At 38.4% G+C, this 18,083-nt stretch carries 12 protein-coding genes and 1 tRNA gene; 9 read left to right on the top strand and 4 right to left on the bottom strand.

The window, feature by feature from the left end:
- Positions 1 to 39 precede the first annotated feature (39 nt).
- From IE080_RS00860 to IE080_RS00845, 4 genes are all read left to right on the top strand, one after another.
- On the top strand, positions 40 to 2,508 hold the full coding sequence (locus tag IE080_RS00860) for a PIG-L family deacetylase (protein WP_189578458.1): 2,469 nt from the start codon (positions 40 to 42) through the stop codon (positions 2,506 to 2,508).
- An 87-nt stretch (positions 2,509 to 2,595) separates the two neighbouring features.
- Positions 2,596 to 4,299 (top strand): sodium:solute symporter family protein, encoded by a 1,704-nt coding sequence (locus IE080_RS00855; protein ID WP_189578456.1) that lies wholly within the window; start codon positions 2,596 to 2,598, stop codon positions 4,297 to 4,299.
- Positions 4,300 to 5,922: 1,623 nt separating this feature from the next.
- Entirely contained in the window at positions 5,923 to 6,153 is a 231-nt protein-coding gene (locus IE080_RS00850) for a type II toxin-antitoxin system ParD family antitoxin (protein ID WP_189578706.1), read from the top strand.
- Positions 6,154 to 6,301: 148 nt separating this feature from the next.
- A complete protein-coding gene (locus IE080_RS00845; protein ID WP_189578454.1) occupies positions 6,302 to 6,958 on the top strand; it encodes a hypothetical protein in 657 nt (218 codons plus the stop codon).
- Between the two features lie 13 nt (positions 6,959 to 6,971).
- Here IE080_RS00845 and IE080_RS00840 read toward each other — a convergent pair whose 3' ends face one another.
- Positions 6,972 to 7,922, bottom strand: a complete 951-nt coding sequence (locus tag IE080_RS00840) for an N-acetylmuramoyl-L-alanine amidase (RefSeq protein WP_189578452.1) — start codon at positions 7,920 to 7,922, stop codon at positions 6,972 to 6,974.
- 246 nt (positions 7,923 to 8,168) lie between these two features.
- Complete coding sequence (locus tag IE080_RS00835) at positions 8,169 to 9,521, bottom strand: M20/M25/M40 family metallo-hydrolase (protein ID WP_189578450.1); 1,353 nt, start codon at positions 9,519 to 9,521, stop codon at positions 8,169 to 8,171.
- A 71-nt stretch (positions 9,522 to 9,592) separates the two neighbouring features.
- On the opposite strand from IE080_RS00835, the gene IE080_RS00830 reads away from it, so the two are divergent.
- Complete coding sequence (locus IE080_RS00830) at positions 9,593 to 10,111, top strand: DinB family protein (RefSeq protein ID WP_189578449.1); 519 nt, start codon at positions 9,593 to 9,595, stop codon at positions 10,109 to 10,111.
- A 90-nt stretch (positions 10,112 to 10,201) separates the two neighbouring features.
- Complete coding sequence (locus IE080_RS00825) at positions 10,202 to 11,869, top strand: DUF6909 family protein (protein WP_189578447.1); 1,668 nt, start codon at positions 10,202 to 10,204, stop codon at positions 11,867 to 11,869.
- A gap of 191 nt (positions 11,870 to 12,060) precedes the next feature.
- Here the strand turns inward: IE080_RS00825 and IE080_RS00820 are convergent.
- A tRNA-Pro gene (locus tag IE080_RS00820) sits at positions 12,061 to 12,134 on the bottom strand.
- 404 nt (positions 12,135 to 12,538) lie between these two features.
- Between IE080_RS00820 and IE080_RS00815 the strand changes: the two genes are divergently transcribed.
- From IE080_RS00815 to IE080_RS00805, 3 genes are all read left to right on the top strand, one after another.
- Positions 12,539 to 13,243 carry a tetratricopeptide repeat protein gene (locus tag IE080_RS00815; protein WP_229800441.1) on the top strand — a complete coding sequence of 235 codons (705 nt, stop codon included), beginning with the start codon at positions 12,539 to 12,541 and terminating at the stop codon, positions 13,241 to 13,243.
- Between the two features lie 107 nt (positions 13,244 to 13,350).
- Complete coding sequence (gene trkA, locus IE080_RS00810) at positions 13,351 to 14,697, top strand: Trk system potassium transporter TrkA (protein WP_189578445.1); 1,347 nt, start codon at positions 13,351 to 13,353, stop codon at positions 14,695 to 14,697.
- A gap of 1 nt (position 14,698) precedes the next feature.
- Positions 14,699 to 16,150 carry a TrkH family potassium uptake protein gene (locus IE080_RS00805; protein ID WP_189578444.1) on the top strand — a complete coding sequence of 484 codons (1,452 nt, stop codon included), beginning with the start codon at positions 14,699 to 14,701 and terminating at the stop codon, positions 16,148 to 16,150.
- On the opposite strand, the gene IE080_RS00800 is transcribed toward IE080_RS00805, so the two are convergent.
- Positions 16,147 to 18,057, bottom strand: a complete 1,911-nt coding sequence (locus tag IE080_RS00800; protein WP_189578442.1) for an ATP-binding protein — start codon at positions 18,055 to 18,057, stop codon at positions 16,147 to 16,149. The two genes, IE080_RS00805 and IE080_RS00800, sit on opposite strands and share 4 nt — an antisense overlap.
- Positions 18,058 to 18,083: the final 26 nt, after the last annotated feature.

Raw genomic sequence — 18,083 nt, 5'->3', positions numbered from 1 at the left:
TCCAAACTTTCCTTCTAGCTTTTCGGAAATTCTGTCTATATGAAGAAATTTAACCAACTGTTAATTGCTTATTTTATATGCTTGTCAGGGATTGTAAATGCCCAGAATTTACCTTCTTCAGCATTATATCATGATCTGTTGAAGTTTAAAGAAACCAAACGTGTGCTCTATGTCGCTGCTCACCCAGATGATGAAAACACACGTCTGATCGGTTACCTTGCTAATAAGGAGCATGCACAAGTAGCTTACCTATCTTTGACAAGAGGGGATGGGGGACAAAATTTGATCGGCAAAGAACTTGGTATAGAATTAGGTTATATCCGAACCCATGAATTGATGAAAGCCCGGGAACGGGATGGTGGAAGACAATTGTTTTCCAGAGCCTTAGACTTTGGCTTTTCCAAAAACCCAGATGAAACCTTGATGAACTGGGATAAAGACGAACTGCTTTCAGATGTGGTTTGGATCATCAGACGCTTCCAGCCTGATATCATCATCAACCGATTCAACACCATTCCCGGTACCACTCACGGGCACCACACTACTTCAGCTATTTTAGCATCCGAGGCTTTTGATATCACAGATAAAAGAGATGTTTTTCCAGAGCAATTGACCAGCGTTCAACCTTGGAAAGCCCGCAGGATTTTTTGGAATGCCTACTCTTGGGGAGGGCAGTACGAACCCAAAGAAGACAAATTGTATCATACATTCAGCACAGTAGGGGACTTTAATCCACTTTTGGGTGAAACCTATTCCCAAATAGCCGCTGATTCCCGTACCATGCACAAGTCACAAGGGTTTGGTTCTACGTCTCAAATTGGAAGAGGCAATGATTTCATCGAACTGGTCAAAGGAGAGGCGTTTAAAGATTCACCTTTTGAGGGTATTCCCAATCGTTGGCTTGAAATCCCCAATGGAAAGGACATAGAGGCGAGGATAAATCAATTGATTGCTTCCTTTAACTTCATTCAACCTACCCAGCATGCGCAGCAATTATTGGAGATTAGAAAGCTGTTGAACCCAATTCAAAGCAATGCGGTGTGGGTAAATGAGAAAAAAGCCCATTTGGATCGAATGATTTTGCAGACCTTGGGTGTCAAAACAGAATTCACTATCCGCAAAGAAATCGGTTACCCGGGAGAGGAATTAGCGGCTGAATTTGTATTCAATAACCCTAGTGGCATTCAGTTGAAGTTGATTGATTTCAAAGGAAAGCTGTTCAATCAATCCCTGAATCAATTAGCCGTCAATAATCAAGTGGTTTCCCAACCATTAAACTTCAAAGTCCCGGTTGACTATCCGGTATCTCAACCTTTTTGGTTGGCCAACGGAATCGAACAAAGTCTTTTTGACATACAAGATCCTCAGTTGATTGGACCGCCGATTAATGAGCCAAGTATTTCAGGGACAGTAAGTATTGACGTAGATGGACAGAGTATTTCCTGGGAGGTTCCTTTGCGATACAAATACAACGACCAAGTGGATGGAGAAATCCAACAGCCATTTACGTTGGTTCCGGAAGTCAATGTGAGTTTGGATAAAAACAATGTATTCCTCATTCCGGGCTCACGTCATGACCTCAGAGTAGAAGTGTCTTTCAGAGATCAGTTTAAAAATAATGGTTCCATCGTCATCGACGGCTTGCAGTCTAATCAATACCGTGTAGCATTGGCAGGAACAGATGAGCGAAGAAAACGGTTGGTTTACAACATTACATTCCTTGATTCCGATCAATTGACCAAGGAAGTAAATATTCGATATGTATTGCCAAATGGCCAATCTTTCGGTCAGGATACCAAACGTATTTTGTACAAGCATATTCCGAATCTGACCTATTTTACCGAAACCAAAATCAATTTGGTGAAAATGGATTTGAAAATATCGGGAGGGAAGATTGCCTACATTCAAGGGGCAGGGGATGATGTACCGGAAATTCTCCGAAGCTTGGGTTATGATCTAACTATTTTGGATGATGCAGAACTGAACTTGCTTAGATTTACTGAATTCAAAACTGTGATTGTGGGCATTCGTGCTTTCAATACCAACCAATCCTTGGCAAACAATGCGGATCAATTGATGGAATATGTCAAAGAAGGGGGGAATGTGATTGTGCAGTACAATACATCTTCGCCATTACTGACCCGTGAATTGGGACCATATCCTTTCTCCATTTCCAGAGATCGTGTGACGGTGGAAGGCAGTCCTGTAGAAGTGGATTTCAAACACCAATTGATGAGTTATCCTAACCAAGTTACCCAAACTGATTTTGACGGTTGGGTGCAGGAGAGAGGATTGTATTTTGCCAGTAATTGGGATGCCAACTATCAAACTCCATTTACCATGCAGGATCCGGGAGAAAATCCAACCCAAGGTTCTCTGATTTTTACAAACTATGGAAAAGGTACCTATTCTTATTCCGGAATTTCATGGTTTAGACAGTTACCGGCAGGTGTGCCTGGTGCTATCAAGCTTTTTGTCAATATGATAGAACAAGGCAATGGAAAATAAAATCAATTGGCGTAACTGGTATATTGGTTTGATGCTCGCTTTGATCATTCTGATTGGGCTGTTTTACTGGATAACCCTGCATTTCTCATGAGTCTGATAGATTGGTTGGTCATGTTTGGTACCCTAGCAGCCATTGTGGGCTATGGGGTATGGAAAACTTATGGTGCTAAGGATATGGAATCCTATATCCGGGGGGGGAGTGATATGAATTGGTGGACCATCGGTCTGTCCATCATGGCTACACAGGCTTCGGCCATCACCTTTCTGAGTACGCCCGGACAAGCCTACGAAGACGGGATGCGCTTCATCCAATTTTATTTTGGATTGCCGGTAGCCATGATTATCCTTTCGGTGACTTTTCTTCCTATGTACTACAAACTCAAGGTGTATACTGCTTATGAGTTTTTGGAATCAAGATTTGACCTGAAAACCCGAACGCTTGCGGCCTTATTATTTTTGATCCAACGAGGGCTTGCGGCAGGGATTACTATTTATGCCCCTTCCATTATTCTTTCCACCTTGTTAGGCTGGAATTTGACATTTACCAATGTGTTTATTGGAGTTTTAGTAATCATTTATACCGTATCAGGCGGAACCAAAGCTGTGTCCATTACTCAAAAACAGCAAATGGCGGTGATGATGGGAGGGATGGTACTAGCGGGCATTTTCGTAGTGAACATGCTTCCAGTCAAGTTTACTGAAGCCATGCATGTGGCAGGGAAAATGGAGCGCTTGAATATTGTCAACTTCGAATTTAACCTAGCTGACCGGTATAATTTCTGGTCTGGGATGACAGCAGCGGTGTTTTTGTTTTTGTCCTACTTCGGAACAGATCAATCACAGGTGCAGCGCTACCTTTCCGGGAGTTCCTTGACCCAAAGCCGCATGGGCTTGATGATGAATGGCTTGTTGAAAGTTCCCATGCAGTTTATCATCCTCTTTATTGGGGTGATGGTGTATGTGTTCTATCAGTTTTACGAGCCTCCGGTAGTTTTCAATAAGGTGCAGACGGAACAATTGGAGCAATCACCGTTTAAGCAGGATTTTGATTTCCTAAAAGAAGAGTACAATCAAGTCTTTGTAGAAAAGAAAAAGGATATTCAGGATTTATTGGATGCAGTGGCCATCAATGATAAGCGTGGGATTACTTTGGCGCAGGATAATATTAAAAAGAAGACTTTCTATCAGGAAAGTATCCGGAAGGAAACCAAGGAGCTGATTGTTCGCAATGACGAAAAAGCCGAAACAAGAGATACGGATTATATCTTTATGCGCTTTGTGATGGACTATTTACCAAAAGGTATTGTGGGTTTGTTGTTTGCCGTAATCTTCTCTGCTGCCATGTCCTCTACAGCCTCTGAACTCAATGCTTTAGGTAGTACAACCACAGTAGATTTGTATAAGCGCTCCATTGCGAAAAGGGGTTCTCAGTACCATTACATGCTTTCTTCCAAATGGTTTACGGGACTATGGGGAGTCATAGCGATTCTATTTGCCACCTATGCGACCTTATTCGAAAACCTGATACAGGCAGTAAACTTGTTAGGCTCACTCTTCTATGGGACCATTTTAGGGATCTTTGTAGTTGGCTTCTACATGAAATGGGTTAAAGGCAATGCGGTATTTATCGCAGCTTTTTTAGCAGAGGCATTGATTCTCTTGATCCATTTCAACAATGGAGGCAGCCTGCTAGGTATTCCGATCAATATTGGTTTTCTCTGGTACAATGCGATTGGCTGTATTGCAGTGATGCTTTTTGCTGGATTGATTCAGGTGGTTTATAGGAAGTAGCTATTGATTGATATTGGATATTTGTAGATATTGGATATTGATAGATTTTGGGTGTTTGATAGAGGAAATATGCTTCGCGAAATAAGGTGGATATAAATTGAAATATGCTTCGTGAAATAAATCTTGATACTGATTGATATTGGATAATGATTGATATTAGGATTGAGGTGCAAAAAAGAGTCGTCAGCCCTGCGATCTTAAACTAACGGGTAACAAAAAACCTGGTAGGTTTGCGAGGTACTAAAGCCTGTCCCGATTCTCGGGAAATCAAGTAGGGATTATGGTAGTAGAGATGAGAAGCGAGATGCTAGATGGGCTTGTACCAAGTACGAAGTACAAAGTACCAAGTAGGGATTCTGGTAGTATAAAGGGTCTTTGTTTATTTACCACGGAATAGGAAGACCTCTAAGAGGTCATATGTTTATAGCTAAAATTTTGGCAACTAACACATTCGACCACGTAGGGGTCGCACTCTACCCCATACGTACGTTTGTACTATAAACATATGATTCCGTTGGGATCGGGATTATCTCGCTGAACATGCTGAATCCCCAGAATACCGAAAGTCAGCTAAGTTTTTGTGAAATTGCGAGCCATGCGAGTTGAAATTTTTTGGTGCTATACCTAACAATGATGAATATAACCAACGAAAGAGAACCGATAAAAATATTTGTGTAATTCGGGTAATTCGTGGTTCAAAGGGTCGCTAGCCCTGTTATCTTCGTAGCCAAGATTAACGCAAGTCCAGGCCAAGGGGCGTCAGCCCTGAGATCTTAATTTACAGGGAACGAAAAACCTGGCAGGTTTACGAGGTACTAAAGCCTGTCCCGATTCTCGGGAAATCAAGTAGGGATTATGGTAGTAGAGATGAGAAGCGAGATGCTAGATGGGCTTGTACCAAGTACGAAGTACAAAGTACCAAGTAGGGATTCTGGTAGTATAAAGGGTCTTTGTTTATTTACCACGGAATAGGAAGACCTCGAAGAGGTCATATGTTTATAGCTAAAATATTGGCTTCCAGCACATTCGACCCCTTAGGGGTCGCACTCTACCCCATATGTGTGTTTGTACTATAAACATATGATCCCGTTGGGATCGGGATTATCTCGCTGAACACGCTGAATCCCCAGAATACCGAAAGTCAGCTAAGTTTTTGTGAAATTGCGAGCCATGCGAGTTGAAATTTTTTGGTGCTATACCTAACAATGATGAATATAACCAACGAAAGAGAACCGATAAAAATATTTGTGTAATTCGGGTAATTCGTGGTTCAAAGGGGCGCTAGCCCTGTTATCTTCGAAGCCAAGATTAACGCAAGTTCAGGCCAAGGGGCGTCAGCCCTGAGATCTTAATTTACAGGTAACGAGAAACCTGGCAGGTTTGCGCTAGCGAGTGGATATAAAAAGCTTTAATAGATATCTAAAACCTGCCGAGTTAGCTTCTCATCAAACTGCTGTACCTGTTACTGCTACGTGGTACTTAGTACTTGGTACAATGTCCTGACGGCAGATCAGAAGGTTTGCAACGTAGAGACGTAGTTTTGTTTTTTTACTTTTTTATGTAGGAATTCGATACAGTTATCAAATTTACCAAAAATTGGTAAATTTGTAAAAAAGAAATACCATAAAAAACACATCTATTTCACTAGGTTCATATTTTGACGAATTCGTTGCCCAACAGGTGTCAGCTGGACGTTATAAAAATGTTAGCGAAGTTATTCGTGCTGGACTTAGACTTTTGGAAGATGAAGAAAATAAAATGTTAGCATTGAGGCATGCTATTGAAAAAGGATTAGAAAGTCCAAGGGTAGAAAATTTTGATTTTAAAGAAAATCTTAAAAGATTTAAAAGTTGAAGTTATCAGGATTTTACCTGAGCAAATGGATATAGAAAGTAGGCTTGGCAATGAAGATTATTAGTTCATTTTAAAAAATGTATGATCAGCCCAAACTTTTTAGGTACCAAGTTCTGTTAAACTAGCCGGAAACAGTTATTAGGGGTTCATGGGTTCGATTACTAGAAAAGCTCGAAAATTCATCTTTATTCTTACTTTCTTTTTAGGATTCCAGCTATCTTCATATGCTCAGTTTGTTGGAGAAATCTTTTCCTCAAGAGGCTATACCAGTCATGAATTTTGGGGACAATTGGCATTTTCAGACAGCTCTCGCTTTAGCTTTTTTAGTTACAACATTTTCCGAATTGGCCATAGTCCAGACTTTCAAAATCAATTGTTTAACTATTCAGCAATTGACTATGCGCTTAATGAAAACTTTGGATTGGCTTTGGGAGGGTTTGTAACCCAAGAAGGCTTTTCCCCTGTAGCAGCAGTAAGCTTTACAAAGGTAACCGATACCTGGCTGGTAAGCTTATTTCCGAGTGTTGAACTTCGGTCAAGTGCAAACATGGATATCTTTGGTTTTATTCAATTCAGACCAAAGCTTACAGATAAGCTCAAACTTTTCACCCAAGTTATTGCCAATTCTAACTTTAATTTCAGGACACATAATTTCAGTGAACAAGCGGCAAGAGTCGGTTTGGATTACCGCACATTCCAATTTGGATTCGGATTAGATACCAGTCAATTTACTGCCGAGGAAAGTGGCATCCGACAAACCTCTTGGTCACAAGCCTTCGGTTTGTTTGTTAGAAAGGAGTTTTAGTGGCCCTTTAGTACTAAAACTCTTCTAGAAAGTTCTTGGATACCCAACGGTCTTCCAAGCCTATTTTTGCCCAAATCCCGGAAAATTCAGAGATAAATACATCTTCATCTTTCCTCAGCTTATCTACGATAAAAAAGTTGGTTCCCGGTCCTGAACGCACATTGAGAACCGCCGGTTTAACTTTGAATCGAGTCACATCTTGAGTAAACCGGGAAGAAACCCAATGATCAGCATTTTTGGAAATTTGATACCAGCTAGGTTGCTCATTGTAAATCCGAATGACGGAATTTGCTTCTAGCGGTGCTCGATCTTTTGCCAAAGGGAAATTTGTTCCTGGTCCTCTACGGACATTCAATCTCGAAGCGGTAGTAATGGCGTATTTCAAAATGCTTTCATCGCTGCTTTTAACAGAACCCTGCATGGCTTGTCTTACCAAGGGCAAAAAGTGCTGCTCGCAATCATTTCGCTTGTTGCCTCCAAAGAAATTTGTTCCGGGACAGGATTTACTGGAGTACCAATGATGGTAAATAATCGTCTGCAAATTGACAGGAAGGTTAAATTTCTTGCAGAGAAGCGCAGTAACCCCAACAATTGAAGCTGCTTGCTCCGCGCTCATTTGATCTTTATTCTTGTCAAAAAAACCGATATGCTCCATGCAAATGGCATTACTGTTTTGACCAACGATACCTGCTGGTGTACTTTCCAAAGATCGTCCAGTCATAATGGTTCCATCTGGGAAAATCGTGAAATGTTGGGCAATATCCGACCAGCCATTGCTGTTGATATGCACATTTTGCATGCTCCGTTGCATTTGAAAATGATTGGAACCGTTAAAATGCTGGTAGGAAGGAATGTAGGTATGGTGCTGCTGGACTTTTAAAATGGTCCGACCGACCCTGATAGCTTGAAGCCAAGTTTCAAACTCAGCTAGCGTCATTTTGGTGAAATTGAATTTGGTTTCCATGGTGGTTTGGTGAAAAATGAATGGTTGAAACAAGTTGTCAAGAAAGCTACAGTAAAAAATCCATAAATACAAGTGAAATACTTGATTTTCAACACATTAAAAATGTGTTTATAGTTGAAAATTTCGTGTCAAAAAAACAAAAAGAGTACAAAGCTCAAGAAAATGCCTTCACTTATCCTGACCTTGTACTCCTTTATGGTGTTTAACTCATAGATGAGATTATTTCAAAACTTTTTTAAGCCTGATTTAGCGGGTAATTGGTTGAGGAAAGACTGCTAAACTTTCATCTCCATCCTGACCAACGGATTGAACAGCAAAGAAGTAGTTGTCTTTGGAGTAGGGGATGGTTAAGGTAAGGTCTTCAGTGTAGAATTTCTTCTGCCACATGGATTGGTCAGTTTCCCGCATCAACACATAGTATCCTTTGGCTTTTCCTATGGCAGGAGCTTCCCAACGCAAAGTAGTAGTATTGGTCAACCTTCTAACATCGACACCTACATTCTGAGGTTCAGAAGGTGCCGAGGCCAAGGATGCCAAAGAGGCCAAATTCAATCCCGTGTTTTTACGCATATACTCGAAATCCACAAATTCAGGTAAATCACCGTATTGAATACCATTTTCAACCCGTACATCCTCATGTTGCCGGTAATAATTTTCATTCATCTCTGTCACGCGGATCGCTGTAAAGCCTTGCTGTACAAATGGAGTATGATCACCACCTCGTAAGAACCGATCATTTCTGTAGATTAATTTTACTTCTAACTGATCCACATAGCGTTCTCCTAGTTCTTTCATATACCGAGCAAGCTGACGGGCTTTGCCATCATTTTCAGAACTCGTATAGCGTCGGATAGCTGCCATACGCTCTGTTTCTGCTGCTGGGATACCTTCAGAAAAAATTCGTACACGGGTGTTATCATTGATATTGGTTTGAGAGGAGTTGCTGTTACCGAGCATATCGTTATTGAGTAATGCAACCAAGTTCCAATTTTCATTCTTGGCACGCTCAGCCAAATGATTAGCACCTTTCAGTCCTTGTTCTTCACCAGTTAAAGCAACAAAGACAATCGTGGCCGGAAATTCTCTTTTGGACATAATCCTGCATAATTCAATGACTGCTGCTACTCCCGAACCATCATCATTTGCTCCTGGTGCATCGATCGTGGCATTCATCACATCGGTGGCACGGCTGTCAATATGTGCGGTTACCATAAAAATGCGATCATCTGTTGGATCAGTACCTTTTAAGGTTGCCATAACATTGCCCATCTGAACATCTTGCGGAATCCTGCGACCATCACTTGCTACCGTAAAGTAATCAATTGTAGCACTTAACCTACCGCCTGCTTGCGCTTCAAATGATCGAAACAATTCCAATACATAGGCTTGGGAAGCGTCGATCCCTTCTTTATTAATAGTGCCTTTGCTTAAGGAATGGCGGGTGCGGAAATCCGATAGGTCACGAACGTACTTTTCCAAATTCTCAGCAGAGATTTCATCGATCATCTGAGCGATGCTAGCTTTGCGATGGATGAGCTGTGTCTGGGAAAAACCACTGAATGTAATCCACATACAGCAAATCAGAAAAATATTTTTCATAGGTTGATTTTTTAAATGCGCTTAGGATTCTAATTTAGCTTGAAGTATAAACCCAATAAAACAGCTTTTACATGAATGCAAGCATGATGCCCTCAACGGGAGAATACCACCCGTATTACCAAAGTTATTTGGAAAACATCGCTGAAAAAGATGTTCATGCGTTGATTGTAGATCAAATTGAGGAAGTACGGTCTATTTTTAAAGATAAGCATGAAGCTTGGGCTGAAACTCCTTATGCGGTCGGCAAATGGACTCCCAAGGAATTATTAGCCCATATTACCGATACGGATCGGGTCATGGCTTTCCGGGCCTTTTGTTTTGCCAGAGGAGAAGAAGCGAGTTTACCGGGCTTTGATCAGGATGTTTATATTGCCAATGGTCAATTCAATCAATTTTCCATAGAAAGTTTGATAGAAGATTTCGCCGCCAATAGAAAGGCAATTGCAGCGCTTTTGCAAACCATCACGCAGGAGCAATTTCTACTAACAGGAACTGCTAATGATAACAAGGTATCCGTAAGAGCTTTGATTGCCATCATTCCAGGGCATGCAGCGCATCATTTAACTATTTTACGTGAACGCTATCACTAGAGCAAAAACAGATTTTTAACGATTGATAGTAATACTCTCGTGAGAAATATGTAATTTTGCCGAATTTATCTAATAACTAATTTTAAAATTATGCAAAGAACTAGAGCACAAGAATCAAGAGCCGCCATCGAAAAACTGTACATCACCATGAGACATCTTTTTATGAGAGGGTCTTACAAACCGATGGGAGTTTCCGGTGAATCGCTTGTAGATTCACTTTTGGTGTTAAGTCCTGAAATATACGGCGCATTGGCCGAGGACGAAAAAATCGAGTTGGACGGGCTATTATATGTCATGGAGCGTCTTCCTAAAGGAATTGAAGAATGTAGATACATTCGCTTGATCAGTAGAGAAGGCTACGAAAATTCTACTTTCCCTACAATCGTACCTCCAAAAAGAAAAAGAAACTGCTACCGTGTAGATGCGGATCAGATGTATGTGGAGATGACAAGGGGTCGCTCCGATATCTACGATATTTTGACACATTTGACATTCTTATATATTGAGTCTGAAAAAATCCGTCGCAATAGTACAGACCCTAAGGGCAGGATTGACCTCAATTGGAGGATGCTTGGTCAGTTGGTAGAAAAAGAGGCGAGGGGAGAGGAGTTTGATTTGGAGGTGGCTTGTTCCTACCTAAGCCATGTTATCGGACGTACCTTCGAAGAAACACATGAAGCTGTAATGAAGTTTGAAAAGTCTAATCATGTGCACAGTTTATTCCATGTGGTATATCACTTGGGAAAAATGTCCATGGATGAGGCTTTCCATGAATTAGATCGGGAAATTTCATTCTCAGCAACGCTTCGTATGCGCGTTGGTCACCACGTATACGGGGAGTTATGGGCGAATGATATCAAGAAAGTATTGTACGAAGAAGGCCTGATTGATAGACCTATCCACATCATTTCAGCGAATCTACACTCTGTATTGAATACGGTCTATGGTCATCAGGCTTTGGGACTCAAATCATTTGATGCCATTGAAAAAGAAGCCATTGCCATCAGCCAAAATGCCAAAAACAACAAAGCAAAGGATATTTATTCCTATGCCTTAAACCATGGATTTATTGAGGTCAATGATGAATCTGGTACCAATATCCATGTACAACTATTGGATACAGCTAAAATGACTGTAGATACCATCATTCCTGGTAAAAAACTACCGAAAGACAAAAAGGATAGACCGGTGATTTTGGTAATGGATTATGCCTTTGGTGAGCAAGCTTATGAGTGTTTCGATGAATTATTGAAGCCTTACGAAGCGGCTGATGGCAGTTTGCATCCTTTACGGGTACAATCAGCAAGCATCATGGGTAAAGCCGGTATTTTGACAGGTCATAAGGGAGATATCATGATCCCGGATAGCCATGTTTTTGAAGGTACTGCTGATAATTATCCATTAGAAAATCTATTTACCAAAGAAGATTTTGAAGGTTATGGTTTGGGAGTTTACCAAGGAACCATGTTCACCGTATTGGGAACATCCTTGCAAAACAAAGATGTTCTAAGCTATTTGATGCAATCCTCCTGGAAGGCCATAGGTTTGGAAATGGAAGGTGCCCACTACCAAAAAGCCATCCAATCTGAAAGTCGTATCCGCCAAAGCATTGGCAAAGATGTCAAGGTATTGTATGCATATTATGCTTCAGATAATCCACTAGAAACAGGAAGCACCCTCGCTTCAGGTGCGCTAGGAATGGAAGGAGTGAAGCCAACGTATTTGATTACCTATAAGATTTTCGAAAAATTGTTTTAATTGTAAGTGAAAATCATCGAAATAAAGGGATGAAGTGGAATCACTTAATCCCTTTTTTTCTTTAATATAAAATCATAAACCATTTTTTGTCAAAGAGTTACCCATGGAAACTTTGTGTGATGATTAGTAGGGTTATTTCTATAAAAGTAAACTAATGAAGCAAAAAAAAGCCAGTCTAAACTGGCTTTTTGTCGGGGTGGCAGGATTCGAACCTACGACCTCCACATCCCAAATGTGGCGCGATACCGGGCTACGCTACACCCCGAGGGTTAAACTTTCCATTTGAATCGTTTAACGAGTTGCAAAGGTATAAAAACGAATTTGTTTTCAAAGTTTTATTTTTAAAAAAAGATTTGTTTCGGACCAATAGTTAATGTTCACAAATCTGAAATGCTATTTGTAGTTGCAAGTGATAAAGCCAAATTATTTAATTTGAAGATATATTATGAGTTCTTTATTTTTTAAAATACTTATGAAATTGATTAAACCCAATTGATGTAATCTATTAATGGTAATGCTGCATTTAGTTTATTTGAACCGAGCTTATAAAACTTTGAATACAAAACTAAACTCTTTTTTATATTTTTGTAATATGGATAGCTTACATTACATTGAATATTGGCGTTGGTTTAAAAGGCTTATTTCGTATAAGTAAATTGAGAAATAGATGTGCAAATTGGATCAAAAAAGAATAATAGAATGATTATGACACTAAGGCTTATTTACTGTGTATTGTTATGCAGTGTGTTAACGTTCAATGTTTTTGGACAACAAATATTTGAAGTTGATGCAGAGGAAAGGGATAACTCAATTGTTATCACCAATACCGCAATTGACATGATGAATAAAGGAAATATTGAATCTGCATATAGGATTTTGGAAAAAGTTGTTGAGTCGGATCCTTCATTTATTTTTGGTTACATGAACTTGTATAAAGCTGGAAGTCAGCTTCCTGATAAAACAGATCAAACAGTCACTATTCTTAAAAAAGCACTAACTATTTTTGAAGAGAATGATGAATTAGCCTATTATTTAGGGAACATATTACAAAAGAATGGTAGATTACAAGAGGCAATCCAAGCTTATTCTGACGCCATAGCCTACAGTAAAATAAATGGTGAGGATTTTCCTTTAGTTTGGGCGTATTATTTCAATCGTGGTAATTCATATTTAAAAGCTAATCAACATGCAAAAGCAATCCCTGACTATGATTATGCTTTAAAACTTAATCCCAAAAATCCAGATGTGTTAACCAATCGTGGTTTTTGTTATTATAAAACCAATCAAGGTAATAAAGCGTGTGCAGATTGGACTTTAGCTTCAAGTTTAGGAAGAAAAGAGGCAGACAAATATTTATCCAATTATTGTAAATAGATGTTGTGTACCTATTTACTTTTTTGGGAGATTCATTAAAAACTCCCTACCTTTCGCTTATCAATCAATATCTTTTTTATTTAATTGATTAATAGGAATCGTTACTTATGGGAATGAATATTGTCATAGCTGGAGCTGGTGACATGGGTTATCACTTAGCTGAACAGTTAAGTTTTGAAAACAAAGATATCACGCTGATCGATCAAGATAAGGATGTGTTAGACAATGCATCTGCCCATTTGGATGTTTTATCTGTTTTAGGAGATGCTACATCATTGGAAATTTTAAAGAATGCCAATGTTCGGACTGCAAGCATGTTTATGGCAGTGACTACTTCTGAAAAGACTAATATCATTGCGGCCACGTTAGCAAAGCAACTAGGTGCCAAACGTGTGATTGCACGAGTACGAAATCATGAATACCTTCAAGTAGATCACGAGCAATATTTTAAGAACCTTGGTATCGATAATTTAATTTCTCCAACTGTTCTTTGTAGTGGTGAGATATCAAGGATGATGCAAAATTCAACATTTACAGATGTTTTTGAATTTGAAGGAGGAAAGCTCAATGTTGTTGGAATTCCCTTAGACCAATCCTGTACTTTGGTCAATAAAAAGATTTCAGACATGAAAAATAATCCTCTATTTGAGGACATCAAAATTATTGCAATTGTCCGTGATCAGTTGACAATTATCCCTAGGGGCAATACACTCATCCGAAATAATGATCACGTATTTTTTATTTCCAATAAAAAAGCGGTATCATCTATTATTGAGTTAGTAGGACAGCGAAAAGTAGGTATAAAGAATGTCATGATTATCGGAGGCGAAGATATGGCGTATACCACTGCATTGAAATTGGAAAAAGATTATCGTGTTACATTAGTTCACAAAGATAAGGAGCGATGTAAGTGGCTTGCTGAACGATTAAATGACACACTTGTCATTCATGGAGATTATAAAAATATTGAATTATTGATAGAGGAGGGATTAGAAGAGATGGAAGCATTCATCTCATTAACAGAGTCCTCTGAAACTAATATCATTACTTCTCTCTCTGCAAAGAATCATGGTGTTTATAAAACAATAGCTCATGTGGATACTCGTGAGTACATTCATATTTCTCATAGTATTGGTGTAGACTCTTTGATTAATAAAAAAATTGTAGCTGCTAATGAAATTACCCGATACTTAAGAAAGGGTAAGGTGGAAGCATTGACCGGTATTTATGGTGTGGATGCTGAAATTATCCAATATGAGATAACTAAGGGGAACCGAGTGACCAAACATGCCTTGAAGGATTTGCATTTTCCTGAGGCGGCTATTGTTGCTGGAGTTATTAGGGGAGAGGCAGTATTTATTCCAAATGGTGATTTCCAGCTCATGATTCATGATAAAGTGATTATTTTAACTTTGCCTGAAGCAAAATATTCCTTGGAAAAATTATTTAATTAGAATGATACATTATAAAGAAATCGCTAAAATCATGGGTGGTCTACTAATGCTGTTAACAGTATTGATGTTACCTGGAATAGCCTTTTCTTTTTATTTTAACTCAGGAGATCAAAGGGCCCTAATTTCGGCAGCTTTGGCATCTTTGACCATAGGAGGTTTACTTTTTTTTTCATTTTCAAAACAAGATCAAAATATTCGTAAGCGGGAAGGATATTTAATAGTATCCTTAAGTTGGTTATTTATGTCCATTTTTGGGATGCTTCCATATGTACTTATGGACAACCCAATGAGTATTTCAGATGCCGTGTTTGAGACAATATCTGGACTTACTACAACAGGGGCAACAACTATGGTTGATATTGAAATTATGCCTCAGGGTATTTTATTTTGGAGGTCCATGACGCAATGGATTGGCGGTTTAGGTATCATTGTACTGACAGTTGCTATTTTTCCTTTGTTAGGGATCGGGGGTATTGAATTATTTGTGGCAGAGTCTCCTGGGCCAACATCAGACAAGCTGCATCCTAGAATCCGAGAGACTGCAAAAAGGCTTTGGTTGATTTATGTAGGCCTTACTATCACTGTAATTGTGTTATATTTTTTAGAAGGAATGACATTTTTTGATGCAGTCAACCATGGCTTAACGACCATGGCTACAGGAGGGTTTTCAACTAAAAATGACTCCATGGCCTTTTATGATAGCGAATTAATTCAGTACACAGCTATTGTTTTTATGTTTCTTGCTGGAACAAACTTTACAATCACCTATTTTGGGCTCCAAGGTAAATGGGACCGTGTTTGGAAATCAGATGAATTTAGGGCATATCTTTTCACACTGATTATTTTAGCTGTATTATTGTCTGTTCCTATTTTTGTATATGGAAATCACTCTGTAGAACAATCTTTCCGAAATTCTCTTTTTCAGGTAGTTTCTTTAATTACTACAACGGGTTACATCACTGATGATTACACATTATATCATCCTGGAGTTACTTTAGTGTTTTTTATGATGTTGTTTTTGGGAGCGTCCGCAGGTTCTACTTCAGGTGGGATTAAATTTGTAAGACATCTAACTTTTTTCAAAAACTCTTATCTGGAGTTTAAAAGGATTGTACATCCACGGGCAGTAATTCCTTTAAAAATAAATGGTGATCGTGTTACAGGTAAAATCATTACACATATTATGACTTTTCTATTAATCTACCTGATGATATTTGTCTTTGGTTCTATTATTATTTCAATTATGGGTTACGATTTGATTACTTCATTTGGTGCGGTTGCTACTTGCTTGGGCAATGTAGGGCCTGCTATTGGTATGGTCGGACCAACGGATAATTTTGCGTTTTTCGATCCTTTGGCAAAAATATTTCTTTCTTTTTTGATGCTTTTGGGAAGATTAGAACTCTTTACAGTGCTAGTTCTTTTTACCCCGTATTTTTGGAGGGCTAATTAATGTTTTGGTACAGTAAAGATAAACTTTGAACCAATACCCTCTTCACTCTCCACCCAAAGGGTTCCCTTGTTATGTTCAATTAAATCTTTTGAAATAATCAAACCTAATCCAGTACCGCCTTCATTATTAGTACCAAGAGTGGTATAAAAATCATTTTTAAACAATTTATTTTTTACGATTTGATTCATACCAACTCCTTTGTCTTCAACACAAATCCAGTAATTATCTGAATGGTCTCTTGAATTAACTAAAATTTGTTCTCCATTATTAGTGAATTTTAATGCATTATTTAAAAGGTTCCTAAGAACAATTTCAATCATATTTTTATCAGCGTAAATTTCTGTCCCTTCAGGGACTTTATTCTTTAAATCCTGCTGTTTATAATTGGAGGAGGCCTGAATAAGCTGAAAATTTTTGCAAATCATTTCCGAAAGATCGAATTTGGATTTATTGATTTGCATTCCTTGCATTTGGTTTTTTGACCACAGTAAGAGATTTTCAAGCAAGAGCACGTTGTTGCCTAAGTCAACTGAAATTTGAGGTATATATGTTTGAAACTCTTCTTGAGTCAGATATTTTAAATTTATTAGATCCAACATGCCTTGTAGAGATTGTAAAGGACCTCTCAAGTCATGGGATAAAATACTTAATATTTTATCTTTAACTTGATTGATTTGAACTAGTTCTTTGGCTTGAGCTTCTATCTTAATTTTTTGTACTTTAAGATCTTGATTTAGTTTTCTTTGGTGGTTTAAGTATCTCCTATATAGGATTACCAAAGACAACAAGATTATTTTCATAACAAAAAGTAGTATGAAAATGTAATTCCTGAATTTTTCAGCTTTTAGTTTTAATTCATTTTCTCTATTAAGCTGCTCTATTTCTCTTTTTTGTCGCTGAATTGTAAGTTTAGCGAGGTAATCACGAACTTTTTGAGTATTATATTCTTTTTTCTCTTCAGCTAATAACTCTTCTAATTCGGATAACCAATTATCATTTTTTTCTAAAGTTGCCACCTCAATTGCTGCTGTTAGAATTGCAATAATTGATTCACTATTTGGACGTTGGTTATGAAGGATTAAAGCTTCATCTACATATTTTTTCAGATTGGTGAAATTTCGGTTTTTTTGTTCTATCACTACTAATTGTTCTAAAGCCTGTAAAGCACGGAAATAGTCATACTCTAGACCGTATTCGTATAACGCTAAAACATCTTTTTTTGCGGCATCCAAATCGCCCATATCTATGAGCAGTTGTGCTTTATTGAATTTAGAAACTATCAATTGTCTTGAATTTCCATTGGTACTTCTAATCGAAATAGCTGTATTGATAGCTTCCAAAGCATTTAGATATTGTCCCAATGCACCTAAAACAAGACTTTTGCCAGTTAAATTGTAGGCTAGTCCATATAAATCCCCTGATGTTTGAAAATAGTATTCTGCATCTGTGTAATAATTAAGGGCCTCATCAAACAGGCCTTGCAAATAATAAATTTGACCGATATTATTCAATGAATGGCCTATTTGGACATAGTCATCTGCTTGCTTACTTACGGCTAGTGCTTCTTCATAGTATAAAAGTGATTCGTCTTGTAGATTTTTATTTCTGTAATATACTCCCAACCTATTCAGATTCTCTGCTAGGAGTCTGGAATTATTTAGTTCTCTTGCTAAGGAAATGGCTTCCAAGTAGTAAGGTTGGGCTGAATCAGAATAATGAATTTCTCGGACAAGACCAGCCAATAGTTGTAGTCTTACTTTTGATTCTACCGTCTGCTGTAGGTTTTTGTAAAGGCTATCAACAAGTTTAGATGAATCTTGGGCATTTGAAGGAGAAAATAAAAAAAACAGTATAGCTGCCGCAATTAGTGGAGAGAAATTGAAGGATTTAACTTCTGAATATTTCATTGATGACATCTTGACAAATCAAAAAT

It is taken from the genome of Mongoliitalea lutea (genome assembly GCF_014652135.1).
Taxonomy (GTDB): Bacteria; Bacteroidota; Bacteroidia; order Cytophagales; family Cyclobacteriaceae; genus Mongoliitalea; species Mongoliitalea lutea.
This window is presented reverse-complemented; position numbering and strand designations above follow the sequence as displayed.